Raw genomic sequence first — 23,900 nt, forward strand, 5'->3', positions numbered from 1 at the left:
ATTATAACTCCTTCTCTTGTCGCAAATCTCCAAGCCATCCTCGACGGGCCATAATTTTATAATAAGCTTTTACAGAATTTTTATCAAATATGCGGAGAAATGGCGTGCTATACACGTCAAACTCTGAAACAACACCAAGAATTTTTATAAATCTGAATGCCAGAATAGCTTCGTATGTCCTGCCACGACCAAGAATGCAACGGAACATTTTCCTCCTTTCTGCACCAATTATTGTGAAGATTAAAATTGAGTACGTAACAAGAGCGAATGAGATGCCGTACCATAACAAATATTCCTTTATACCTGAAGAAGCAATTAACGTTGCAAAAACATAATCATCAAAAGCTCCAATTAAGTATAAAGCGAACAATAAGGTCGCCGACCCCACAGCGAAAGAAAACAAAGCCGATACAATGCGACAAGTGAAGAACATTATATTGCAGGAACCTGGGCGCTTAATTTCTTTAATTACGTCTAAAATTCTCGAATCAGTAGCATCATTCTTATGGTAGATTGCATAGCTGAGCAGATCAGTTAAGAAGCTTCTTCTGATTGCGCCACCGCAATGCCACTGATGATCTTTTTTCAAAGCATCCACTTGCCTCATTAGTCGACCGCTGGGATGATGGCTGTCCAATTCTCCAGCAACACTAGGCATAATCAGTGCAGCCTCGGCCAGCAATTGGCGCCATTTATTCGCGTCAGCGCTGCTTGACACAGCCTGCTCAATCGCTACAGAAAGCATGGGCGATTGATCACAGTTTACAAGGATAGTTTCCCAGAATTCGTCAATAAAGCTTATGCCCAGAACCTCGGACAAGCGGAGTGCCGCAACGGCATCCTGACGGGCATATTCGGAAATTGCGAGTTTAATGGGCAAATTGCGCTCTTGAGATAATTCTTCTAAAAATTTATTAACATCAAAACTTAATGCAGTTGACTTGATAGCTTTTGCATTCTCATCCGCATCACGAAGCACAAGTACAAATAAAAACACATCACTTAAAGCCGCCTCATGCATCACCCCCCTGCCTCTATCCAGTGATTCATTGTAGAATTTCTTGACGTAGCCCTCCCACTCTGGGCATGTATAAGCTTTTGTTTCGAGAAACACCTTTAGCATAAGCCGGTCATCGTCGAATTGGTATACACTTTCTACAAGCTTCGGCCTACGATAAGGCGCTTCTAGTCCTCCTGAAAAGGGGATTACTTCGATCAGGCGGGCCCCAGCCGCTTGCGCGAGATTCACTAACCTTCGATATTCATCGAGTAAAACCTCCAAACCGTTGCTCCTATGACGAACACAATAGGACGCCGCAAGGAACTCACAAATGCTAAGATGCAAGAAGCGAAGCGTTTGTCCAATTCTTTCTTCTGCGATCAATCCTGTCTCTTTGGAAATCTCAGCAAAGCTATTTCTCGCTTCTATCGGATTCATATCTGAAATATCTTCTATGACCCTAATAGCGTGAGAGTAATTGAGCAAATTTTGAGGCTCCTTCTCATTCGAAAGATGCTCATAGGCCAATTGCCCTAAAATCTTTTCCCATTGCTCTTTTATTGAAGCACTGCCAGAACGACCGCCGACTTGCTTTATTCGTCTACGAATGAGGAACTCATTAACCACCCGATCGTAAAATTCTGTTCGCGATTCCGGAAAAAATCCTCCTTCGGATGCTTGATCCTCGGCCACATACATGGACAAGACAAGTGGATTGGCACACATTTCTCTGAGTGCGGGTTTTTCGGATAAGTCAGCATAAATACGGTTTACGTTTCCTACAGCATTCTGCCCAAAAGGCCAACTGGACAAAAATCTGTGAATATCAGACGGAGAAAATGGCTTAACCGATAACGCAACAGGATATTCTTCACTTAAATCACCGATGATGCTGGAATAGAATTGCATCCTCATAGAAATCACAACAACGTTCCCGCTTCCATAAGAACGCAACACTTCACTCAGCTTAATCAAAGATCTTTCTATTCTTGCATACTTTTCGCTTGCAACCTCATCGAGGCCATCGAAGAGAAACAGTACACCGTTCCCCATTATAAAATCGTCGAAGGCCTGCTCGATCTTGTAAAGATGGCTTTTTACAACAATAGACTTTATATTCTTTAGCAGAGCATCGCCGATGCCTTTCATCTTTTGTAGTCTTTCCAATATCCAAATCCTTTAATTCTATTCTAATTGGAAGTTTCGCATTTTTACTTCCGCTTGTAGCATTACGGCATGTATCTCGAAAAATCCTTTTAATGAATGTAGACTTGCCAGACCCGGGATCTCCTACGATCAGGATGCGCGTACCGACTCCGAGAACACTGTTATGATCAACAAGCTTCCTTAATCCTGCATTTTCGAGTAGCAATGGTACATAGCTCCTATCTGTTTCAAGCTTAACATTATTTCTTGAAGGAACAGGCAGATACCCGGTGGGGCCGGTAAGTTGGGCCCGAGCATATTTTTTTAGCGTGAGTTCTGCTGCAACACGTTGCCTAAACACTCTAACAAAATAATACATGACCCCTTCGATTATGAATTGAACAGCAGATTTTAATTCATTCTTGATCAACTTTATCGCCATAAGCACCATTGGAAACGCTACGAATCCAAACAAGCTGTACAAGTACTCAGGAGACATCTTTAAGAGGCTTAACATATTACATATTCCTGCATGACGCCTGTATCCAATGCGAGATACCATACATCAAAAGCATCGGAATCATGGAAAAAAATTATCTTTTTTTGAGGCAATTGGTAGAAGGGCCGCCTTTTTTTGAAAGCGGCCCTCTCCCATTCCTTTCAGCGCCTCCTACGCCGCCAAATTCCGCAGCACGTAGTTCAGCACGCCACCGTTCTTGTAGTATTCGACCTCATCGACCGTGTCGATGCGGAGCAGCAGCGGCACCTTTCGCGTCTCGCCGTTGGACCGGGTGATGGTCATGGTCACGTCCTTGCGCGGGCGCAGGTCCTGCTCGATGCCGTCGATGTCGAAGGTCTCCGTGCCGTCGAGCGCCAGGTCGTTGCGGGTCAGGCCGTCCTTGAACTGGAGCGGCAGGATGCCCATCCCGACCAGGTTGGAGCGGTGGATGCGCTCGAAGCTCTCGGCGATCACCGCGCGGATGCCCAGCAGCTTGGTGCCCTTGGCCGCCCAGTCGCGGCTGGAGCCGGTGCCGTACTCCTTCCCGGCGATCACCACCAGCGGCACGCCGTCATTGGCGTAGCGCATGGCGGCGGTGTAGATCGGCAGCCGCTCGCCGGAGGGGAAGTGCTTGGTCTCGCCGCCTTCCACGCCCGGCAGCATCTCGTTGCGGATGCGGATGTTGGCGAAGGTGCCGCGCATCATCACTTCGTGGTTGCCGCGCCGCGCGCCGTAGGAGTTGAAGTCCTGCGGGCGCACCTGGTGGCTCAGCAGATACTCGCCGGCCGGGGCCGTCTTCTTGATGGAGCCGGCGGGGGAGATGTGGTCGGTGGTGATGCTGTCGCCCAGCACGGCCAGCGCCCGCGCGCCCCGGACGTCCGACACCGGGGCCGGGGTCTTCGGCATGTCGGAGAAGAAGGGCGGCAGCTTCACGTAGGTGGAACCCGCCTGCCACTGGTAGGTCTGGCCCTCCGCCGTCTGGATGCCGCGCCACTGGGCCGGCCCCTCGAACACGTTGCCGTAGCGGCTGCGGAACATCTCGGCCGACAGGGAGGCGTTGATGGCGTCCTGCACCTCCTGGTTCGACGGCCAGATGTCCTTCAGGTAGACGGGCTGGCCGTCGCTGCCGGTGCCCAGCGGGTCCTTCGTCAGGTCGATCTTCATGTTGCCGGCCAGCGCGTAGGCGACGCAGAGCGGCGGGGAGGCCAGGTAGTTCGCCCGCGTGTGCGGGTTCACGCGGCCCTCGAAGTTGCGGTTGCCCGACAGGACGGCGGCGACCACGAGGTTGCCCTCCTCCACCGCCGCGGCGATCGGGTCGGGCAGCGGGCCGCTGTTGCCGATGCAGGTCGTGCAGCCGTATCCGACGATGTTGAAGCCCAGCTGGTCCAGGTAGGGCTGCAAGCCCGCCTTGGCCAGATAGTCGGTCACCACCTGGGAGCCCGGGGCGAGCGAGGTCTTCACCCACGGCTTGGTGGTCAGGCCCTTCTCCACCGCCTTGCGGGCCAGCAGGCCGGCGGCGACCAGGACCGCGGGATTGGAGGTGTTGGTGCAGGACGTGATGGCGGCGATCACCACCGCCCCCTGGTCCAGGCCGTAGTCGGCGCCCTTCACCGGGACGGAGCGGTTGGCGTCGTCCGCCTTGAAGGCGCCCACCAGATCACCGCCGAAGCTCTGGGAGGCCCCGGACAGCGGCACGCGGTCCTGCGGGCGCTTCGGACCGGCCAGCGACGGCTCCACCGTCGTCATGTCCAGCTCCAGCGTGTCGGTGAAGACCGGGTCCGGCGTGCTGGCGTCGCGCCACATGCCCTGGGCGCGGGCGTAGGCCTCCACCAGCGCCACGCGGTCGGCGTCGCGGCCGGTGAAGGTCAGGTACTTGATGGTCTCCGAATCGATCGGGAAGATGCCGCAGGTGGCGCCGTATTCCGGGGCCATGTTGCCGATGGTGGCGCGGTCGGCCAGCGTCAGGTGGTCGAGGCCCGGCCCGTAGAACTCCACGAACTTGCCGACCACGCCCTTCTTGCGCAGCATCTGCGTGACGGTCAGCACGAGGTCGGTGGCCGTCGTGCCCTCCTTCAGGCGGCCGGTCAGCTTGAAGCCGACGACCTCCGGGATCAGCATGGAGATGGGCTGGCCGAGCATGGCCGCCTCCGCCTCGATGCCGCCCACGCCCCAGCCCAGCACGCCCAGGCCATTCACCATGGTGGTGTGGCTGTCGGTGCCGACCAGCGTGTCGGGGTAGGCCACCAGCTTGCCGGCCGGGTCGGTGTCGGTCCACACGCCCTGGGCCAGATACTCGACGTTCACCTGGTGGCAGATGCCGGTGCCCGGCGGCACGACGCGGAAGTTGTTGAAGGCCTTCTGCCCCCAGCGCAGGAAGGCGTAGCGTTCCAGGTTGCGCTCGAACTCAAGCTCGACGTTCTTCTCGAAGGCGGCGGCGTCGCCGAAGTAGTCGACCATCACGGAGTGGTCGATGACCAGGTCCACCGGGACCAGCGGGTTGATCTTTTTCGGGTCGCCGCCCAGCGTCGCCATCGCCTCGCGCATCGCGGCGAGGTCGCAGACGGCGGGCACGCCGGTGAAGTCCTGCATCAGCACGCGCGCCGGGCGGTAGGCGATCTCGCGGTCCGACCGCTTGTCCTGGAGCCACTGGGCCACCGCCTTCACGTCGTCCACCGACACGGTGCGCCCGTCCTCGAAGCGCAGCAGGTTCTCCAGCAGCACCTTCATGGAATAGGGAAGGCGGGAAAGGTCGCCGAGGCCGGAGTCCTCCGCGGCCTTGATGCTGAAGTAATCGTAGCTCTTGCCGCCGACGGACAGGGAGCGACGGGTTTTCAACGTGTCCTGACCGGTGAACGTGGTCACGGTACCCCTCCTATGGCTCGTTGGGCCTTTGGTTCATTTTTGTGCGGCGGCCGGCGGGCGCATTTTTGGTTGGCGCCCGGCGGGCGCATGGGCCGCCGTAAGTCTCAACCGCCTGATTTAGTGCCTGTGCCGTAGCCCTTCAAAGGGCCGGAAACCGAAGAGGTAGGCGGACCGCTCTATTCGTACTAAAAGCCCCCGATCCATACTAAAATCGGCCGAGACAACGGGGCGGGAGGAACAGCATGGGGACGCGCGCGCGCTGGCTGACCGGCCTGCTGACGGCCCTGGCCGTCCTGGTGCCGCTCGCCGCCCCGTCAGCGGCGGACATCCCCCCGGACGCGCAGTTCTTCCCGCACCTCGTCTACCGGACTGGCCCCTACGCCCCCTACGGCATCCCCTTCGCCGACGGGGTGGCCGACTACATCGCGCTGGTCAACCAGCGCGACGGCGGTGTCGGCGGCGTGCCGATCGCGCTGGAGGAGTGCGACACTGGCTACAACACCGACCGGGGCGTGGACTGCTACGAGCGGCTGAAGGCCAAGGGGCCGACCGGGGCGGCGGCCGTGCTGTCCCTGTCCACCGGCATCACCAACGCCCTGATCGAGCGCAGCGCGACCGACCGCATTCCGGTCTTCGCCTCCGGCTACGGGCGGGCCGACCTGTCGGACGGGCGGGTTTTCGCCTACGCGGTCAACGCGCCGGCCAGCTATTGGACGGGCATCGACGCCGTCGTCAGCTACATCGCGACCCAGCTCGGCGGGACGGAGCAGCTGCGCGGACGGAAGATCGCCTACCTCTACCACGACAGCGCCTTCGGCAAGGAACCGCTGCCGATGCTGGAGGCCCTGCGCGCCCGCTTCGGGTTCGAGATGCGCAGCTACCCCGTCGCCCCGCCCGGGCTGGACCAGAAGGCGGTCTGGATGCAGATCGCCCGGCAATACCGGCCGGACTACGTCGTCCTGTGGGGCTGGGGCGTTCAGAACTCCACCGCCCTGCGCGAGGCGGCGGCGGCCGGCTTTCCCGCCGACCGCATGATCGGGGTCTGGTGGGCCGGGTCGGAGCAGGACGTGGTCCCGGTCGGCGCGGCCGCCGTCGGCTACAAGGCGATCGCCTTCCACGCGGCCGGGGCCGACCATGCGGTGATCCGCGCCATCAAGGCCCAGGTCCTCGCCCGCGGGCTCGGCGCCGGCGACCCGGCGCAGGTCGGTACGGTTCTGTACAACCGGGGCGTCTTCAACGCCGCCGTTCTGGTCGAGGCCATCCGCAGCGCGCAAGCCCAGCATGGGCACAAGCCCCTGACCGGCGCGCAGGTCGCCTGGGGCTTCGACCACCTGGATCTGACCGCGGAGCGTCTGGCCGCGCTCGGCCTGGACGGCTTCATGCCGCCGCTGCGCACGACCTGCGCCGACCACGAGGGCATGACGCCCCTGTGGGTGCAGCAATGGGACGGGCGGCGCTGGCGCGTCGTCTCCGACCGCATCGAACCGCGCCGCGCCCTGATCCGAAGCCTGGTCGAGGACTCCGCCCGCAAATTCGCCGCGGAGCGGAAGCTGGCGGTGCGGACCTGTTCGTAACGGCCTGAAGGATTCGTAGGTTGGGTGGAGCGCAGCGCAACCCAACACACGGCGTCATGCAAACGATGTTGGGTTTCGCTGGCGCTCCACCCAACCTACGGTTCCGGACGGATCCTCACGCCGGGCGCATGGCGACGTAGCGGCAGAAGCGCAGGCCGTTGCCCAGCACCCGCAGCCGCGCCCACCACAGGGCCAGTTCGCGGCCGAGCGCCTTCAGCAGCCGGGCGTCGGGGATCGCGGTCGTCAGCGCCTCGCCCAGGCGGCGGACGCGGTCGACCACCTGCCGGCGGTGCAGCTGCGTCAGGTCTTCGGTGATGCGGACGTCCAGGTTGCGCTGGATCAGCTCGTCCGCCATCCGCGCCGTGGACCAGGGGTAAACCTCCATGGGCTCCGCGTCGCGCCAGCCGTTCCAGTTGTCCCAGCTGCTGGGCGTGCCCTCGATCACATAGTCGAACAGCAGGACGCCGCCCCGGGGCTTCACGCAGTCGCACACGCGGTCGAGGAACAGCTCCTTGTCGCGCACCCGGTGCAGCAGCCGGTCGGCCATCACGAGGTCGAAGGACCCCGCCTGGTTGAAATGCTCCGGGTCGTAATGGCCGATGGGCGCCTTCTTCGACAATCCCAGCGCCTTCGATCGGTCCATCCCCAGCTTCGCCAGCAGCGGCGAGCTTTCCAGACCGGTGACCCAGGTGTCGTAGCTGTTGACGATCCCCCGCGCGGTCCCGCCGAGCCCGGCGGTCAGGTCCAGCACGCTCTTGGCCGGACTCAGCCCGAAGGGGCGGACGGCGTCGACCATCCACTGGGCGTCGCCCGGGCCGACGGCGTCCTCGCCCCAGAGCATCTGCGCCCCCTCGCTGCGGGCCACGGACCAGACCGGCTCGCCCTGCCGGTCGAGCTGCAACACCTCCAGCCGCTCCAGCTCCGGGTTCGCGGCCGCGTCCGGTCTTTCGGGCGAAGGCGCGCCCGCCGCGGCACCGGGCGGAGCGGCGCCGATGCTCTCGACCGGCCCCGGGACCGAGCGCCGGGCGAGGGCGGCGGCCTGGGACGCGCGGGCCAGGGCGGACAGGTCATAGCCTTCCCACCAGGCGGCGACCTTCGTCCGCCAGTCCGGATGGCGCCAATCCGTGTTGCGCCAGCGTTCCCGCTCCCGAAGGTCCAAGCCGGCCCTCCACGCCACCAGCATCGCATTTTAGCAAAATGCTGTTACAGACCCGCGCTATTCGCGATTACCTCTCAATATAGAGGTATTCTCCAACATTCCGCCTGTCAAGAAACCCATCCTCACATAAGTTGCAACAAAACATCACATCCCGATACTCAGCGATATGGCGCAAATTTTACGCAATCCATCTTGAATGGAGCCGGCCGGCCTCGCCTTTTGTTGATGCCGGAGGAGCCGTCGGGCGGCGAGACATTGCCGTGATCCGAGCGCCCCGATGTCGGCCCCGCGTTGCAGCATCGCCGGCCGCACCCTATAGTTCGTCTGGCCTCAACCCCGCCCCGCCCCACCCCGATGGAGTTTCGGCGTGCCGCACATGACCGGCAATCCCTGGACCGTCCTGAACACCAAGCCGATCTACGAGAATCCTTGGATGAAGGTCGTCGAGCACGATGTCCTGACCCCGAAGGGAAGCCCCGGCATCTATGGGGTGATGCACGCGCAGCACCTCGCGACCGGGATCGTTCCCATCGACGACCAAGGCTGCGTGACCCTGGTCGGCCAGTACCGTTTCCCGCTGAAGCAGTACAGCTGGGAAATCCCGGAGGGCGGCGGCAAGAAGGGCGTCGACCCGCTTTTATCGGCCCAGCGCGAACTGGTCGAGGAGACGGGGCAGACCGCGCGCCATTGGCTGCCGATCCTGACCCTGCACCTGTCGAACAGCATCACCGACGAGACCGCCTATTGCTTCCTGGCCTGGGGCCTGGAGCAGGGCGCGCCCTGCCCGGACGACACGGAGGTTCTGCAGCTGCGCCGCGTGCCTTTCGGCGAGGCCTACGCCATGGCCAAGAACGGCGGGATCACCGACGCGATCGCGGTGGCCAGCCTATTGCGGGTCCGCCTGCTCGCCCTGGACGGGGACCTGCCGGAGGATGTCACCCGGCTGATCCTGGGCTGACGGGGGACCGATGCGCTATCCCATGCATGCCGCCAAGCTCCAGGCTGTGGCCATCGACTTCGAGACCGCCAACGAGCAGCGCACAAGCGCCTGCTCCATCGGCGTCGCCTGGATCGAGGACGGCCGGGTCGTGGAGACGGAAGAGCATCTGATCCGCCCGCGGGAGATGCGCTTCAACCCCTTCAACACCGCCGTCCACGGGCTGCGCGCCGAGGACGTCGCCGACGCGCCGGAGTTCCCGGAGGTGTGGGCGCGCTTCGCCCGGCGGCTGGAGGGGCGGCTGGTGCTGGCGCACAACGCCTCCTTCGACCTCAGCGTCCTGCGCCACACCCTGACCGACTATGGGCTGGACTGGCCGGTCTGCTCCTACCTGTGCACGGTGACGCTGTCGCGGAAGGCCTGGCCGCATCTGGCCGCGCACAAGCTGAACTACCTCGCGGAGTTCCTGGGCATCGCGCTCGACCACCACCGCGCCGGCAGCGACGCCGAAGCCTGCGGCCGCATCGCGCTGGCCGCCACGCGGGCGCTGGGGTTGGAGCATCTGTGGGAGATCGCCGGGGCCACCGGCATCACGCTCGGCCAGCTGACCCCGGACGGCTACACCCCCTGCAAGGGCGGCAACCCGCCGCGGCGGCGGAGGCTGGTGCCGGTGGGGTGAGGGGTACCGGTGCCCCCTCCCTCCCGCGCTCGCGCGCGGGTCCCTCCCTCCCCCGCCGTTGGCGGTGGAGGGCAAGACGGCGGCAGTCCCCTCCACCTCGAAGCTCTCGCGCAAACCAAAGGTTTGCTCTGACGCGGCAGGCGGACCTTCGGTCCGCCGAGAGCGGGGGAGGGTTAGGGAGGGGGCAGCGGGCCGCTCCCTCACGCCACCGCGCGCCGTTCCGGGAACAGCCCCAGCAGCCCGTCGCGCGTCGCCGGGCACACGCCGCGCTCGGTCACCAGCCCCGTCACCAGCCGGGCCGGCGTCACGTCGAAGCCGTAGTTGGCGGCCGGGCTGCCGGCGGGGGTGACGCGGATCGTCTCGATGCGGCCGTCGGCGGTGATGCCCGTCAGCTCGGTCACCTCGCGGGGGTCGCGCTCCTCGATGGGGATTTCCTTCACGCCGTCGGCCATGCCCCAGTCGATGGTCGGCGACGGCAGCGCCACGTAGAAGGGCACACCGTTGTCGTGGGCGGCCAGCGCCTTCAGGTAGGTGCCGATCTTGTTGCAGACGTCGCCGGTCGCCGTGGTGCGGTCGGTGCCGACGATGCACAGGTCGACCATGCCGTGCTGCATCAGGTGGCCGCCGACGTTGTCGACGACGACGGTGTGCGGCACGCCGTGGTGGTTCAGCTCCCACGCGGTCAGGCTGGCGCCCTGGTTGCGCGGGCGCGTCTCGTCCACCCAGACGTGGAGCTTGATGCCCTCCTCGAAAGCGACGTAGATCGGGGCGAGCGCGGTGCCCCAGTCCACGGTGGCGAGCCAGCCGGCGTTGCAGTGGGTCAGCACGTTGACCGGCTCGCCGGGCTTTTTCCGAAGCGCGGCCTGACGGATCAGCGCGGCGCCGTGCTCCCCGATGGCGCGGTTGATGACGACGTCCTCGTCGGCGACTGCGGCCGCCTCGGCGTAGGCGGCGGCGGCGCGCTCCGCCGGAGGCAGGGCCGACAGGTGGCGGCGCATGCGCTCCAGCGCCCAGCGCAGGTTCACCGCCGTCGGGCGGGTCGCCAGCAGCACCGCGCAGGCCTGCTCCAGCGCCGCGTCGGACGGGTCGGCCCGCAAGGCCAGCGCGACGCCGTAGGCGGCGGTGGCGCCGATCAGCGGGGCGCCGCGCACCAGCATGGCGCGGATGGCGTGGGCCGCCTCCTCCAGGCTGGTCAGGCGCGCCAGGGCGAAGTCGTGCGGCGCCTTCGTCTGGTCGATGATCTCGACCGACCAGCCGTCCCCGGCCAGCCAGATGGTCCGGTAGGCAACGCCGTCGATCTTCATGGGCCCGTTCTCCTCACGCACGGCGCGCACCGCGCCACACCGTTTCAGTGCCGACAATAGGCGGCGGCGGTTGCCGGTTCAACGGCCCGGATCAACGGCCCGGATCAAGGGGCGTACCCATGGAACCTTGCCTCGACGGAGGGTGTTGGCTTCGCCGGACCGGTCCACCACATGGCGGCTTCATGCCCCTTCGCGCGCTTCGCTCCCACCCGTCCTTCCTCTACCGGCTGCCCGGCACGGCGCTGGTGCTGATCGTCTGCGCGGTCGCCATCGTGCTGACGCTCGGCCTGTCCGGCCTGTTCGCCTGGCGCGACCGCGAGGCGTCGATCCGCCACGCCCGCGACACCGCGGGGAACGTCAGCCTGCTGGTGGCGGAGCACGCCGCCCGGCTGGTGGAAACCAGCGACCTCGTCCTGAGACAGGCGGTCGCGCTGGCCGGGCCGCCCGGCGCCCCCCTGCCGGACGACCGCGCGGCCTTCGACCGGCTGACCGCGCTGGCGCGCAGCGCGCCCTACGTCGTGTCGATCTGGCTGGTCGACGGCGATGGCAAGGCGGTGCTGACCACGCGCCAGTTCCCGACGCCGGACCTGAACGCCGCCGACCGGGACTATGTCCAGACGCTGAGAAGCGAGGGCGGCCTGTTCATCGGCCCGGTGGAGAACAGCCGCTTCACCCAGGAGCCGCTGATCCTGCTGGCCCGCCCGCTGGAGGCCGCCGCGGGCCAGTTCCGCGGCGCCGCCGTGGTGTCGGTGTCGCCGCGCTACATCCGCGACATCTACAAGTCCTTCGGCCTGGACTACGCCCGCTCCATCACGCTGCGCAAGGCCGACGGGACCATCCTGCTGCGCGAAACCGCGGGAACGGATGATTCCGCCGATCCCCAGATGGCCGATCCATCCGGACGGGAGCCGCAGATCGCCGTGGAGCGGCGCGTGGACGGCACGACCCTGATGGCCGAGGTCGCCATTCCGCGAGCCAGCGTGATGCAGCGCTGGCACAGGCGGCTGTGGGCCTACGGCACCTACGGGCTGGCGGCGCTGCTGGCGGTGAGCGCGATCGGCGCGCTGGCCATCAAGCGCACCCGCCGCGAGCGCGAGGCCGAGGACGCGCTCCAGCACGCCTACGACACGCTGGAGGAGCGCGTGCACCAGCGCACCGCCGAGCTGGAGCGCACCAACGCCCAGCTGGAATCCGCGGTGACCGACAAGGAGGTGCTGCTGAAGGAGGTGCAGCACCGCGTGAAGAACAACCTCCAGGTCATCTGCAGCCTGCTGCGCCTGCAGGCGGCGCGCATCGACGACAATGCCCGCCGCGCCTTCGACGAAAGCCTGCGCCGCATCCAGTGCATGAGCCTGATGCAGGAGCTGCTCTACCGGTCCGACCAGCCGGCGCGCATCGACTTCGCCGATTACCTGCGGCAGCTCTGCGACGGGCTGGTGCGCTCCACCAACCCCACCGGAGCGCGGCTGACCGTGCAGGCGGAGCCCTGGACGGTGGACGTGGACCAGGCGACGCCGCTCGCCCTGATCGCCAGCGAGCTGGTGTCCAACGCGCTGCTGCACGCCTTCCCCACCGGCCATCCGGGCACGGTGGCCGTGGAGCTGCTGCCCGACGCGGAGGGCATGCGCCTGACCGTGCGCGACGACGGCACCGGCCTGCCGCCGGGTGTGCCGAGCGCGCAGCGGAAGAACGGCGGGCTGGGGCTCGTCCTGGTCCAGGCGCTGAGCCAGCAGGCCAGCGCCTCGCTGCACATCGACCGCGGCTCCGCCGACCGGCGCGGCACGACCTTCACCCTGACCATCCCCGCCGACGGCCTGCGCCGCTCCAAGGCGGCGTGACCCCCGCGCACCCGTTGCATCCTTAGGTTGGGTGGAGCGCAGCGCAACCCAACGCACGTCGCCACGCGAAGGCTGTTGGGTTGCGCTGCGCTCCACCCAACCTACGATCCTACGCTTCCAGTCGCAAACACACCATCGCGGCGGCGAGCGCGTGGGCGTAGGCGTCGTCGCCGGTCCGCGGCGGCAGGTCGAGGTCGCGCAGGATGCTGTCCAGCCGCAGGTCCACCGCGTTCTTGCCGGGAATCTTGGTCTTGCGCGCGTAGTAGAGGCTGGAGACCTCGACCGTCTCGTTGGGCAGGGGCATGCCGATCATCGGCTGCACCAGCCGGTCGAGCATCGCCACGGTGAAGTCCAGGTAGTAGCCGACCAGCGGCCGGTTGCCGATGAAGCGCAGCAGGCGCGCCAGCGCCGGTTCCGCCGGTTCGGTCGGCCAGAAGGACAAGGCGAGGTGCTGGCTTGCCAGGATGCGCGGCCCCCGGATGCGCACCGCGGCGACGCTGCGCAGGTCGGCCGTGGCCTTGTCGTAGGAGGTGGCCTCGCAATGGATCGCCACCCGCTCCCCCGTGTCCTCCTCGGACAACAGGAAGGCGTAGTCGGGGTCGGTCAATCCTTGGCCCGTCGCGCGGGCCGTGAAGTCGATCGGCATGCCCGGCACTCCGCAATGGGGTTCGATAGCTCAGGGTTAGTGATTCAGGTGGAAGTGGTAGGCGATGAATTCCTTGAACTTCTTCACCAGCCCCAGGCAATCCTTGAACTGGTCGCGGTCGAGCTTGCCGAGGTCTTCCATGCGGACGAGGTTGTCGGTCTGCGTGCCGGCCGCGGAGCTGTCCACCCGCGCCTTCAGCCGCAGCGTCGACAGGAAGGTGAAGGCCTCCGCCAGTTCCCCCGCGAAGCCGCGGTCGAGCACGCCCCGGTCGGCCAGCGCCCAGAGGCGCTCCACCGTGTTGGTCTCATCCATGTGCTTCTCCAACGCCAGGGCCCGGATGCCGTGCACGATGGGGAAGATGCCGGCCTTCTTGATGTCCAGCGCCTCGCTGCGCCGGCGTTCGAACAGGCCGCCGAACAGGCCCGAGGGCGTGTCGAAGGCCAACGCCGGGCGGGCGAAGGCGGTGAAGAACATCTGGTTGTCCTGCAGGCGCGAGAGCAGGTAGCCCTTCGCCTCCGCCAGCAGGGACGCGTCGCCGGCCACCGCCGCCGCGTCATAGAAGATGGCGAGGTTCATCGACGCCGTCTCGTCCGGCCGGTGGATCCAGTGGAAGACCGCGTCCTTGTAAGCGGCCAGCGGGCGCGTCCAGTCCGGGTTGGACACCATGATGTTGCCGGGGCAAGGCGGATAGCCGAACTCCACCAGCCGCGCGGTGAAGGCCGCGGTCACCTCGTTCAGCGTCGGGCAGTCGTAGCCGTCGCGCAGGATCAGCCCGTTGTCCTGGTCGGTCTTCAGCAGCTGTTCGCCGCGCCCTTCGCTGCCCATCACGATCAGGCAGGAATTCGCCAGCAGGTCCGGCGGGGCCAGCAGTTCGAACAGGCGGCGGAAGATCTTGCGGTTCAGCTCCGTCACCAGATCGGCGATGAAGGACACCTTCACCCCCGTCCCGTGCAGGGTGCGGATCAGCCCGACGATGTCCTGGCTGGCCTGGGCCAGGTCGTCCGGCGAGTTCGCGCGGTCCACCCGCAGCGCGATCACCTGGGAATGGTTGGACAGCAGGGCCAGCAGGTCGGCCTGCTCCAGCACGCCCGTCACCGCGCCGTGCTCCGTGATGACCAGCCGGCGGACCGAATGCTTGGCCATCAGGATCAGCGCGTTGAACAGCAGGTCGTCGCGGTCGAGCGTCAGCAGCTCGTAGCGCGCGACCGGGCCGACCGGGCTGTCCACCGGACGGCCGTCCAGCACCACGAGGTCGCGGAGATCCGTCCCCGTCAGGATGCCGATGCGTTCGTCCTTATTGGGGCCACCCGGAGCGCCGCCTTCCTGCCCATTCCCCTCCCGGACGAGCACGCTGCTCGCCTGGTTCCGCTTCATGGCCAGCGCGGCGTCGCGCAGGCTGGCCGTTGCGTCGACGAAGACCGGCGGGTGCAGGTAGGCCTGCCGGATGCGCGCCATGGTCAGCGCCGCCATCTCGCGGTTGGACCGCTCGCTGGCCAGCGCGCGGAGCTTGTCCCCGAAATCCCGGTAGATGCAGTCGGCAAAGGCCGGGTTGTCGCGCGCCAGTTCCACCAGCGCCTGCCGCGGGACCAGATGGCAGATGGTGTCCTCCGCCGCGACACAGGCGACCCCGCCCGCCGTATCATCCCCGAACAGCGCCTGCAGGCCGAAGCTGTCGTGGGGGCCGTGCACCGCCGCCACCTCGCCGCCCCGGCGTTCCTGGACCAACCCCCGCATCACGACGTAGAGACAGTCCGCCCGCTCGCCCGACTTCAGGATCACACTGTCCTTTGCGTAGAGGCCGAGGTCGAGGCTGGCCGCGAGGCTTGCCTGCTCGGCCGGGGTCAGACGATCGAAAGGAGGAACGGCGAAATCGAAAGCGCCGGGATCAAGAGAGTCGGACAAGACCCGCTCCGCTGAGCAAAGGACATATAAAAAGGCGCCCCAAGAGCGTGTCTTGGGGCGCCTGGAAGATTACACCAGCTCCGCCGCAGGCGGAAGGCGGGTGCGACCATTCGCTTTAGTGGGCCGACGCGCCTTCCGCGCCAAGGCCGGTCTGCGAACGGATGTACTGGGCCTGGAACGAGCGGCGCTCGTCCTGGGCGGTCTGGCTGTTGTCGGTGATCGAGAAGAACCAGATCGCGAGGAACGACAGCGGGATCGTGAAGGCGCCCGGGTTGTCGTACGGGAAGATCGCGGCCGGGTTGCCCAGCACCGACTTCCACACGGTCGGGCCAAGGACCAGCAGCGTGACCGAGGAGATCAGGCCGACCCAGCCGCCGATCACGGCGCCGCGGGTGGTCATCTTGCCCCAGAACATCGACATCAGCAGGATCGGGAAGTTCGCCGAGGCCGCGATGACGAAGGCGAGGCCGACCATGAAGGCCACGTTCTGGTTCTCGAAGGCGATGCCGAGGAAGATCGAGACGATGCCGATGATCACGGTGGTGATCTTCGACACGCGGATCTCGTCATGCTCCGACGCGCGGCCCTTGGCGATGACCGAGGCGTACAGGTCGTGCGACACGGCCGAGGCGCCGGCCAGCGTCAGGCCCGCGACCACCGCGAGGATGGTGGCGAAGGCCACGGCCGAGATGAAGCCGTAGAAGAGGTTGCCGCCCACCGCGTTCGCGGTGTGGATGGCCGCCATGTTGGAGCCGCCGATGATCATCGCCGGAGCCGGCTTGCCGCCCGCCGCCGCCAGCTTGGCCGCGTCGAGGAACGGATAGGCACCGGAGGCGTCCGGAGCCAGCAGGAGCACGATGGCGCCGAAGCCGATGATGAAGGTCAGGATGTAGAAGTAACCGATGAAGCCGGTCGCGTAGAACACCGACTTGCGGGCTTCCTTGGCGTCCGACACCGTGAAGAAGCGCATCAGGATGTGCGGCAGGCCGGCGGTGCCGAACATCAGCGCCATGCCCAGCGAGATGGCCGAGACCGGGTCGGTGATGAGGGCGCCCGGCGCCATGATGCTGATGCTCTTCGGGTGCAGTTCGGTGGCGCGGGCGAACAGCGCCTCCGGGCTGAAGCCGAACTTGGCCAGCACGGCGAAGGCCATGAAGGACGCGCCCGACAGCAGCAGCACGGCCTTGATGATCTGCACCCAGGTGGTGGCGAGCATGCCGCCGAAGGTCACGTAGGCGATCATCAGCACGCCGACCAGAACGACCGCGACGACATAGTCCAGGCCGAACAGAAGCTGGATCAGCTTGCCCGCACCCACCATCTGCGCGATCAGGTAGAAGGTCACCGTGGCCAGCGAGCCGCAGGCGGCCAGCGTGCGGATCGGGGTCTGCTGGAAGCGGTAGGAGGCCACGTCGGCGAAGGTGTACTTGCCGAGGTTGCGCAGGCGCTCCGCCACCAGGAACAGGATGATCGGCCAGCCGACCAGCCAGCCCACCGAGAAGATCAGGCCGTCGAAGCCCGACGTGTAGACGAGACCGGCGATGCCCAGGAACGACGCGGCCGACATGTAGTCGCCGGCGATGGCGAGTCCGTTCTGGAAGCCGGTGATGCCGCCGCCGGCGGCGTAGAAGTCCTTGGCCGACTTGGTGCGGCGCGCGGCCCAGTAGGTGATGCCGAGCGTGGCCACCACGAAGATCAGGAACATGACGATCGCTTCGTAGTTCGTCGACTGTTTCTGAACCTGACCTTCGACCGCCGCCGCGTACACGGACGCGGGGATGAGCGCACCGGCCGCGGCGGCCGCGGCGCCCACACGATTGACCAGCGAACGCATCACTTCGACTCCTCCATGATCTGCCGGTTCAGCTCGTCGAATTCACCGTTCGCCCGGTTGACGTAGATGCCGGTCAGGATGAACGCCGAAATGATGGTGAAGAGGCCGACGGGAATACCCCAGGTGGTCACGCCGCCTGCGATCGGGGTGCCGAGGAACCCCTTGCCGAACGCGACCAGCAGGATGAAGCCGAAGTAGATGACGAGCATGGCGACCGACAGCGTCCACGCGAACGCGCTGCGCTTCTGCACCAGCTCCTGGAATTTGGGATTCGCGAGAATCCTCTGAGCGTTTTCTTTCATAGTGCGTCCCCTCGCGAGTGCCGAGCGATTTTTGACGGGTCATATTAGACACTCTGAGCCTATGGTCTTTGTAATGCTCTGTCCCGTCAACATTTTTGATGTGGAACAACCGTGAAAAAGCGGCTTGACGAAGATCGGCACGGTTGTTCCGGGGCGGTCGTCGCGCAGTCCGCGCGATCGGCCCGCGAGGAGAACGTTGGATTACGTGTGACCAGGACCTCAGGAGTTCGTGCGGGGAAGCCAGGGGATGCGATGAAATGCCACACCCTCCTCGCGCAACTCTTCCACATCCTTGGCGGAAGCTTCGCCGTAGATTCCGCGCGGGTCGCTTTCACCATAATGGATGCGGCGCGCCTCCTCGGCGAAGCGGTCGCCGACGTAGTCGCAGTTCTCCTCCACCGTGCGGCGCATCTCGGTGAGCTGCCGCATCATCTCCGCGGCGAAACGCTGGCGCGCCTCGTCGGTCGGGGTCGGGGATGGGGAGGCCCCCTCCGCGGGGGCCGGCATCACCGCCTGGGCCGCCGGGCCCGGCGGCGCGGCCGGCGGCGCGGCCTCCGGCGGAGGGGCCGTGTCCCTGGCCCGTCCCTTGGCGATGTTGGGCGCCATCGGGGCCTTGGTGATGTGCGTGTCGCCGCAGACCGGGCAGGCGATGGAGCGCGAGGCGGCCTGCGCCTCGTAGGCGTCGCCGTTGCGGAACCAGGCCTCGAATCGGTGGTCGGCCGTGCATTTCAGAACGAAGAGGATCATGTCCCCGTCGGATGCTCCAAGGTGTTGAACCGGAAGTAGGCTGCCGCTAATTCAGCACGGCGCGCCGCCACCGTCAAACGCCGCCCGTTCGTTGTCCCGCCCGCCCGTCTTAAGGGAGCTTCGCCCGTGTCCGCTCCGCCTTCCGCCCCTGGGCCGCACGCCGCCCTCAACCCTCCCTCTCCCTGGGTCGCGCGCTTCGCGCCGCTGGTTCCGGCGGGGGGCGTGGTGCTCGACCTCGCCTGCGGGTCGGGCCGCCACCTGCGCCATTTCCTCGCCCGCAACCACCCGGTGGTCGGGACCGACCGCGACCTGCGCGGCGTCGCCGACCTGGCCGGGACGCCGGGCGTGGAGCTGGTGGAGGCCGACCTGGAGGCCGGGGAGCCGGTGCCGCTGCTGACGACAAGGCGTTACTCCGGCATCGTGGTCACCAACTACCTGCACCGCCCGCTGTTCCCCGCCCTGCTCGACGCGCTGGAGCCGGGCGGCGTGCTGATCTACGAGACCTTCGCCCTCGGCAACGCCCGCTTCGGCCGCCCGTCCTCCCCCTCCTTCCTGCTGCGCAGCGGGGAGCTTCTGGAGGTAGCAAAGGACCGCCTTCAGGTCGTCGCCTACGAGCATGGCGAGGTCGCCTCGCCCAAGGCGGCGGTGATGCAGCGGATCTGCGCCGTCAACGACCGGGCGCCCGGTGCCGGCCTGGACGGCGACCCGGAACCGCGGCCGCTGCCGGCGGCCTAGCGCCTTGCGGTCCCCTAATCCTCGTCGTCCAGCATGTCCAGGCTGAGCGGGCGGACCTCCAGACGCGGATCCGGTTGCGGCAGGGGCGGCGCGGCCGGCCGGGGCGGCAGGGGGCCGGTGGCGCGGCGAGGCGGGCGGATCGGCTTGTTCACGGCCCCGGTCGGCCCGATGCTCGGCTCGTCGCCGAAGTCGGGCAGCGGCGGGCAGCGGTCCATGACCGCGCGCATCAGCCCGGCGATGCGGTCCGCCTGCGTGCGCAGGGACTGCCCGCGCTCCCCGTCGTACAGCGGGTCGTCGAGGAACTTGCGCACCTCCATCAGCGCGCGCAGCTCCACCCCGACGATCTCGTGCGTGCCGATGGGCAGGGCCTTCACCCGCGCGAAGGTGCCGAAGAAGGCGACGCTTTCCTCCACGAACAGGATCACCATACGGGCGTGCAGGCGTTCCAGCGCGGTGGTCATCGGCCCGATCAGCTCCTCCATCTCCTGCGGGGCGGCGTCCAGCCGCTCCTGGGTGACGGCGGCCAGCGCGAAGAAGTCGCGCACCTTCTTGGTGAATTTCCGATAGCGGCCCATCCCGCCCACGGAAACGCGCTCGCGCGCCGTGGCCGCCAGCAGGCCGGCCTTCTTCAGCATGGCGTCGAGCTGCATCAGGAGCTTGGCGACCTCGCGCTGGCGCTGGGCCGCACCGACGACGGGCGCGGCCGGCGCCTGCGGCCGGCGGGGGGGCGGGGGACGTCCAATCATCCGCGGCTATTTCGCCGTGCGGACGGTCAGGGTGCGCTCGTTGCCGCCGCGCAGGACCGTCACCTGCGCCGGCGTGCCGACGCGCAGCAGGCCGAGCCGGTTGCGGAAGTCGGTCGCGCTGCGCACCGGGCGGCCCTCCACCGCCACCACGACGTCGCCGCTGCGGATGCCGGCCCGGTCGGCGGGCGAGTTGGGCTCCACCTTGGCGATCACCGCCCCGGCGTCGCCGGTCAGGCTCATGCTCTCGGCGATGTCGGGGGTCAGGTCCTGGATGGCGACGCCCAGGCGGCCGCGCCGCACCTCGCCGTATTCGACCAGTTGCTCCATCACCGACCGCACGATGCTGACGGGGACCGCGAAGCCGATGCCGACCGACCCGCCGGCCGGGCCGATGATCGCGGTGTTGATGCCGATCAGCTCCCCGTTGAAGTTCACCAGCGCGCCGCCGGAGTTGCCGGGGTTGATCGACGCGTCGGTCTGGATGAAATCCTCGTAGCCCTCGATCTTCAGCCCGCTGCGGCCGAGCGCCGAGATGATGCCCGACGTCACCGTCTGCCCCAGGCCGAAGGGGTTGCCGATGGCCACCACGAAGTCGCCGACCTTCAGCCGGTCCGAGTCGCCCCAGGGCAGGGCGGTCAGGTTTTCGGCGCCGATCTGCAACAGCGCGATGTCGGTGGCGGCGTCGCGCCCGACCAGCTTGGCGCGCAGGCGCCGGCGGTCCTTCAGCGTGACGGCGATCTCCTGCGCGTTCTCCACCACATGGGCGTTGGTGACGACGTAGCCGCGCCGCGCGTCCACGATCACGCCGGACCCGGCGCTGACCTGCGGCCTCGCCTCCTGCTCCGGAACGTTGAAGAAGCGGCGGAAGAACGGATCGCGCAGCAGGGGGTTTTCCGCCTGCGGGGCGCGCGACAGCACGGCGATGTTCACCACCGCCGGGGTCACCTGCTCCAGCATCGGGGCGATGGTCGTGGCGCCGCCGATGCCCGCGGGCAGCGCCGCCGACGCCGGGGCCGGCATTCCCCCGCCCATGCCTGCAAAACCCAGGAGCCCGGCCACGCACGCCGCCGCCGCGAACCGAACCGTCCTCTTCATCACGATGAACCCTCCCAGACCTTTTTTTCAGGAGATGTATGCCGGAGCGGCAGATTTGGGAGAAAACAGCCGGCCGCGCAAGACCTCGCGCAGCGCCGGATGCCACGCTGGATGTTGCGCCGATTGCCACGATTGTGCCGGGTTCCGGTTGCGGAGTATAGGTGAAGCTGGTGGAGGACCGAAACGCCGATGCTCCCGAAACACCGCACCCCGAACAGCCGGCCGGCGGTGCCGCTGGCCGCGATGCCCTTCGAAGCCATGCGCGTGGCGACCGCGGCCTGGCTCGTGTCCGGCGCACCGTTCTTCTGGGCGCCGCCCCTGTGGATTCTCGCCCTGATGGCGCCCCACCGGCCGAAGGGCGGCAGCGGGGGAAGCACCGCCTCTCCCCCCTGATCCCCCCTGATAGACCCTGCCACCCGTTCCCGGCGTCGCGAAAGGTGCGACATCGCGTAGCTGGGGAAGACGCATTAAGGCTTTCTTTAATACGGCAATGCGACGCAGGCGTGGGGCTGGTGCTGTGCGCCGGCTTTGCCGCGGGGCGCGGGCGGGAGTATCGTCAGCGTCACCGTTCGACCGGCGCATGGCCGGTCGGCACCACTTCAGGACCCGGGGCTCCGCCGACGGTGACGGATATGAGCGACGTTCCTCTGCTGGAACTGACCGAGCAGGACTATCTCCAGATGGAGGAGGCGCTGTCGCAGACGGCGCGCGGCCGCGCCTTCCTGCGCATGCGGGACCGCCGGTCGCGCGCGATCGTGACGGACGACCTCAACCGCGTCACCAACGCGTTGGAGCAGCAGGTCAACCGCCTGCGCGGCGTGGAGCCGGGCGCCGTCGCCCGCCTGCCGTCGGCGTCCGGCCTGTCCGGCGGGCTTGCCGACGGGCTGGCGCTCCAGCAGGAGCTGACGGCGATCACCCAGGTGGTGCGCGAGACGCGCAGCGACATCGCCGCACTCCGCCCCGCCGACACCGGCTCCAACCGCATCGAGGCGGCGACGGGCGAACTGGACGAGATCGTCGCGGCGACGGAGCGCGCGACCACCGACATCCTGAACGCCACGGAAAAGATCCAGGAGATCACCCAGGGCATCCCGCGCAGCGACCCGGACATCGCGGAGATGGTCGACGCCATCGAGGCCTGGTGCATCGAGATCATGACCGCCTGCTCATTCCAGGACATCACCGGCCAACGCACCACCAAGGTCGTCAACACGCTGCGCTACATCGAGCAGCGCGTGAACACGATGATCGAGATCTGGGGCGTGGAGCGGATGGCCGAGGCGCCGACGCCCGAGACGGTCAGCTCCCACCGCAAGCTGGGCGACACCCGTCCCGACGCGCACCTGCTGAACGGCCCGCAGCTGGGCGGGCCGGAGGTCAGCCAGGACGACATCGACGCTCTGTTCGACGGGCTCGCCAGCCAGATTCCGCAGGTGATGGAGCGGGCGGAGCCGGCGGCCCACCCCGCGCCACCCCCGGCGCCTCCCGCCCCGCCCGCCCCGTCCGTCACGAAGCCGGCCAGCCCTCCCGCACCGCCCCCCGATCCGACGGGCGGCGGCGCCGAGATCTCGCAGGCCGACATCGACGCGCTGTTCGCCTGAGGGGCCCATGGCAAACGACGGCACCCTCAAGTCCCGAATACGGCTGACGCAGGACCAGCTGGACCGCGTCTGCGAGCGCCATGTGCGCTTCACCGAGGGGCGCCCGAACGGAGCCCGCGCCAACCTGCCCTTCTTCGACCTGTCGGGCCTGGACCTGTCCGGGCGCAACCTGACCGGCGCGCACCTGTCCGGCGCCATCCTGCGCGACGCCAAGCTGCGCGGCACCATCCTGGACCACGCCGACCTCTACGGCGCCGACCTGCGCAACGCCGACATGACCGAGGCGCGCCTGTTCCGCACCGACATGCGCGGGGCCAACGTGCGCGGGGCCATGCTGGACGGCGCCGTGATGGTCGAGGTGGACCTGCGCGACGGCAGCATGGCGAACCGCAGCGCGTCGGGCGAGCTGAAGGTGGTCGGGTTCGAGCCGGGGCCGGCCGACATGGCCTCGGCCAAGCTGACCAACGCCGACATGGCGCGCGCCAAGCTGTCGGGCAGCTTCGCGCGGGCCGCCGACTTCACCAACTCCCGCCTGAACGGCGCGCGGCTGCAACGCACGGACCTGCGCGACTGCAACTTCTCCGGCGCCGACCTCCAGGGGGCGGACCTGAACGGCGCCGACCTACGCGGGGCAAAGCTGGACGGCGCCAAGGTGTCGGACGGCGACCTCGCCCTGTCCATCCGCACCGACGCGGAGGCGGCGGCCGCCGCCCTCGCGCCCAAGACGCCGCTTCACGAGGAGGCGGAGGACGAGGCGGAAACCCGGCCGGTCCCCAGCGCGGCGGAGATCGAGAAGCTGCTGCGCCAGCACCTGCTCTGGCTCGGCACCAGCGGGCAGCAGGGGCAGCAGCTCGACCTGTCGGGCATGAACCTGGACGGGGCCGACCTGTCGGGCAAGGTGTTGACGCTGGCCAAGGGGTCCGGCGCCCGGCTGCGCAACGCGCGGCTGAAGGGCACGCAACTCCAGGCGGCGCAGCTGGACGGGGCCGACCTGCGCTCCGCCGACATGCGCGGGGCGGACATGCGCGGCGCCAAGCTCGACCGCGCCATCCTGATCGATGGCTGCCTGGACAACGCCAACCTCGGCACCCTGGCGATCAGCGCGGGCGCCAAGATCATGCGCTCCTCGCTGGTGCGGGCACGGCTGGCCGGCGCCTCGCTGACCGAAACCAACCTGAAGGGCTGCGACCTGACCATGGCCGACCTGACCGGCTGCAGCCGGGCCGGCGCCATCTTCGACGAGGCGATCCTGGAAGGCACGCGCCTCGGCAAGACCGGCTGAGGAGACCGGGGC

19 protein-coding genes are annotated in these 23,900 nt (G+C 66.6%); 8 read left to right on the top strand and 11 right to left on the bottom strand.

Annotated elements, in window-relative coordinates; translation table 11 throughout:
- Position 1: 1 nt before the first annotated feature.
- Positions 2-2,149 carry an NACHT domain-containing protein gene (locus J2851_RS26920; RefSeq protein WP_209770181.1) on the bottom strand — a complete coding sequence of 716 codons (2,148 nt, stop codon included), beginning with the start codon at positions 2,147-2,149 and terminating at the stop codon, positions 2-4.
- Between the two features lie 667 nt (positions 2,150-2,816).
- Positions 2,817-5,507, bottom strand: coding sequence for an aconitate hydratase AcnA (gene acnA, locus J2851_RS26925; protein WP_209770183.1), 2,691 nt, complete (start codon positions 5,505-5,507; stop codon positions 2,817-2,819).
- A gap of 242 nt (positions 5,508-5,749) precedes the next feature.
- On the opposite strand from acnA, the gene J2851_RS26930 reads away from it, so the two are divergent.
- Entirely contained in the window at positions 5,750-7,081 is a 1,332-nt protein-coding gene (locus J2851_RS26930; protein WP_209770185.1) for an ABC transporter substrate-binding protein, read from the top strand.
- A gap of 115 nt (positions 7,082-7,196) precedes the next feature.
- Here J2851_RS26930 and J2851_RS26935 read toward each other — a convergent pair whose 3' ends face one another.
- The gene (locus J2851_RS26935) at positions 7,197-8,240 is read right to left on the bottom strand and encodes an SAM-dependent methyltransferase (RefSeq protein WP_246500957.1); all 1,044 of its coding nucleotides are present in this window, start codon (positions 8,238-8,240) and stop codon (positions 7,197-7,199) included.
- A 376-nt stretch (positions 8,241-8,616) separates the two neighbouring features.
- Here J2851_RS26935 and J2851_RS26940 point away from each other — a divergent pair, with 376 nt between their 5' ends.
- On the top strand, positions 8,617-9,198 hold the full coding sequence (locus tag J2851_RS26940; RefSeq protein WP_209770305.1) for an NUDIX domain-containing protein: 582 nt from the start codon (positions 8,617-8,619) through the stop codon (positions 9,196-9,198).
- A gap of 10 nt (positions 9,199-9,208) precedes the next feature.
- Positions 9,209-9,856, top strand: a complete 648-nt coding sequence (locus J2851_RS26945) for a 3'-5' exonuclease (protein ID WP_246500958.1) — start codon at positions 9,209-9,211, stop codon at positions 9,854-9,856.
- Between the two features lie 200 nt (positions 9,857-10,056).
- Here J2851_RS26945 and mtnA read toward each other — a convergent pair whose 3' ends face one another.
- Entirely contained in the window at positions 10,057-11,160 is a 1,104-nt protein-coding gene (gene mtnA / locus J2851_RS26950) for an S-methyl-5-thioribose-1-phosphate isomerase (protein ID WP_209770189.1), read from the bottom strand.
- A gap of 182 nt (positions 11,161-11,342) precedes the next feature.
- On the opposite strand from mtnA, the gene J2851_RS26955 reads away from it, so the two are divergent.
- Positions 11,343-12,998 (top strand): sensor histidine kinase, encoded by a 1,656-nt coding sequence (locus tag J2851_RS26955; protein WP_209770190.1) that lies wholly within the window; start codon positions 11,343-11,345, stop codon positions 12,996-12,998.
- A gap of 109 nt (positions 12,999-13,107) precedes the next feature.
- On the opposite strand, the gene J2851_RS26960 is transcribed toward J2851_RS26955, so the two are convergent.
- The 5 genes from J2851_RS26960 to J2851_RS26980 form a co-directional block, all read right to left on the bottom strand.
- Positions 13,108-13,644: a 3'-5' exonuclease family protein gene (locus tag J2851_RS26960; RefSeq protein ID WP_246500959.1), complete on the bottom strand. Its 537-nt coding sequence runs from the start codon at positions 13,642-13,644 to the stop codon at positions 13,108-13,110.
- Between the two features lie 36 nt (positions 13,645-13,680).
- Entirely contained in the window at positions 13,681-15,546 is a 1,866-nt protein-coding gene (locus J2851_RS26965; RefSeq protein ID WP_209770191.1) for a putative nucleotidyltransferase substrate binding domain-containing protein, read from the bottom strand.
- Between the two features lie 115 nt (positions 15,547-15,661).
- Complete coding sequence (locus J2851_RS26970) at positions 15,662-17,380, bottom strand: cation acetate symporter (protein WP_209770192.1); 1,719 nt, start codon at positions 17,378-17,380, stop codon at positions 15,662-15,664.
- Complete coding sequence (locus tag J2851_RS26975) at positions 17,380-17,682, bottom strand: DUF485 domain-containing protein (protein ID WP_209770193.1); 303 nt, start codon at positions 17,680-17,682, stop codon at positions 17,380-17,382. Before J2851_RS26975 ends, J2851_RS26970 begins: the two co-directional genes overlap by 1 nt.
- 219 nt (positions 17,683-17,901) lie before the next feature.
- Entirely contained in the window at positions 17,902-18,429 is a 528-nt protein-coding gene (locus tag J2851_RS26980) for a DUF1178 family protein (protein WP_209770194.1), read from the bottom strand.
- Positions 18,430-18,555: 126 nt separating this feature from the next.
- Here J2851_RS26980 and J2851_RS26985 point away from each other — a divergent pair, with 126 nt between their 5' ends.
- Positions 18,556-19,164 (top strand): class I SAM-dependent methyltransferase, encoded by a 609-nt coding sequence (locus J2851_RS26985; RefSeq protein ID WP_209770195.1) that lies wholly within the window; start codon positions 18,556-18,558, stop codon positions 19,162-19,164.
- 14 nt (positions 19,165-19,178) lie between these two features.
- On the opposite strand, the gene J2851_RS26990 is transcribed toward J2851_RS26985, so the two are convergent.
- Together J2851_RS26990 and J2851_RS26995 are read right to left on the bottom strand one after the other, a co-directional pair.
- Positions 19,179-19,910 carry a hypothetical protein gene (locus J2851_RS26990; RefSeq protein WP_209770196.1) on the bottom strand — a complete coding sequence of 244 codons (732 nt, stop codon included), beginning with the start codon at positions 19,908-19,910 and terminating at the stop codon, positions 19,179-19,181.
- Positions 19,911-19,916: 6 nt separating this feature from the next.
- Positions 19,917-21,005 carry a Do family serine endopeptidase gene (locus tag J2851_RS26995; protein WP_209770197.1) on the bottom strand — a complete coding sequence of 363 codons (1,089 nt, stop codon included), beginning with the start codon at positions 21,003-21,005 and terminating at the stop codon, positions 19,917-19,919.
- A 189-nt stretch (positions 21,006-21,194) separates the two neighbouring features.
- Here J2851_RS26995 and J2851_RS27000 point away from each other — a divergent pair, with 189 nt between their 5' ends.
- From J2851_RS27000 to J2851_RS27010, 3 genes are all read left to right on the top strand, one after another.
- Positions 21,195-21,398: a hypothetical protein gene (locus tag J2851_RS27000; RefSeq protein ID WP_209770198.1), complete on the top strand. Its 204-nt coding sequence runs from the start codon at positions 21,195-21,197 to the stop codon at positions 21,396-21,398.
- Between the two features lie 239 nt (positions 21,399-21,637).
- Complete coding sequence (locus J2851_RS27005; protein WP_209770200.1) at positions 21,638-22,606, top strand: protein phosphatase CheZ; 969 nt, start codon at positions 21,638-21,640, stop codon at positions 22,604-22,606.
- A gap of 7 nt (positions 22,607-22,613) precedes the next feature.
- Entirely contained in the window at positions 22,614-23,888 is a 1,275-nt protein-coding gene (locus J2851_RS27010; protein WP_209770202.1) for a pentapeptide repeat-containing protein, read from the top strand.
- The last annotated feature ends 12 nt before the right edge of the window (positions 23,889-23,900 follow it).

The organism is Azospirillum rugosum, assembly GCF_017876155.1.
In the GTDB taxonomy this organism is placed as follows: domain Bacteria; phylum Pseudomonadota; class Alphaproteobacteria; order Azospirillales; family Azospirillaceae; genus Azospirillum; species Azospirillum rugosum.